Genomic DNA, 1,295 nt, shown 5'->3' with positions numbered 1-1,295 from the left:
CTGTAAGTTTCCCTAAAAACTGGACAATTTATAACCCTAAGATTAACTAGAAAAAACAATTAATTTTAGGATATGAGAATAAGTAAATTTACAGACAGCCAAATTTTGGCAATTTTGAAAGAATATGAGTCGGGACAGACCGCAAAAGAATTGTCTAGAAAATATGGTTTCCACTACCAAACCTTGCACGATTGGAAAAAGAAATTTGGTGGGATAACTTCGACAAAAGAACTGCAGAAAATCAAGGAATTGGAATCTGAGAATAATCGTTTGAAGAAGATGTTTGCCAATTTGAGCCTGGAACATGAAGCTCTGAAAGACATTTTGTCAAAAAAGTGGTAAAGCCTGCTACCAAGCGAGAAGTTGTGAATTATCTTGTATCAGAATATCCGATAAACATTCGGCAGGCGTGTAAATCTCTGAATTTGGAAAGAAGCAGTTACTATTATCAGTCCCATAGAAAGGAAGATACGGAGCTAATTGGTTGTCTGAATGAACTTTCGGAGAAACATCCAAGCTATGGATTCAAGAAAATGTTTTATAGTCTGAGGAATCAGGGTTTTGGTTGGAATCACAAGAAGGTTTACCGTGTTTACAAAAAATTAGAATTGAACCTCTTGAGAAAATGCAGAAGAAGATTGGCTTCGAGAGAACGAAAAAATCTGGAAGTTCCAAGCAGCTACAATGAGGTTTGGAGTATGGATTTTATGAGTGATGCGCTTTTCAATTCGAGAAGATTTAGAACACTGAACATTATTGATGATTACAACAGAGAAGCAATTTGGATTGAGATTGGACTTTCCATCGGAGCGATGCATATGACGAATTTATTAGATTGGATTGTAAAAGAACGAGGCAAACCGAAAGCAATTCGAACAGATAATGGTCCCGAGTTTACGAGTAGCGTTTTTACAAATTGGTGTCATAAGCATAGGGTTGAAATCCGATATATCCAACCTGGAAAACCAACACAAAATGCTTTTATTGAGCGATTCAATCGCAGCTACCGAACCGAAGTTTTGGATGCAAGAATTTTCAACAATTTGGTAGAAGTACGAGAAATTACCGCAGAATGGTTGGAACATTACAATAACAAAAGGCCACACGAAAGCTTAGGGAATATTTCTCCAACACAGTATTTATTGAAAAAGGAAAACTCGACCACGCCGGATTCCAGCATTGAGTTTTCTCCTTTTCAACAAAATTCCTCAACACCAAAAACATTATGAAATATTTTATAGTTTTACAATACAAAATGAGGGTGTAATAATGTCCAACCTTCGGGGAGACTTACA

General features: G+C 36.4%; 1 protein-coding gene. It reads left to right on the top strand.

All coding sequences use genetic code 11. From position 1 onward, the window contains the following. Positions 1-72 precede the first annotated feature (72 nt). Positions 73-1,229, top strand: a protein-coding gene (locus tag JI747_RS20330; RefSeq protein WP_225690832.1) for an IS3 family transposase whose coding sequence is annotated in 2 segments (ribosomal slippage) — positions 73-328 and positions 328-1,229 — 1,158 coding nt in all. Because the reading frame shifts where the segments join, the coding sequence is not laid out codon by codon here. The last annotated feature ends 66 nt before the right edge of the window (positions 1,230-1,295 follow it).

Source organism: Chryseobacterium tagetis, from assembly GCF_016735585.2.
Taxonomy (GTDB): Bacteria; Bacteroidota; Bacteroidia; order Flavobacteriales; family Weeksellaceae; genus Chryseobacterium; species Chryseobacterium tagetis.
The sequence above is the reverse complement of the archived record's forward strand: the minus strand, read 5'-3'. Positions and strand labels throughout refer to the sequence as shown.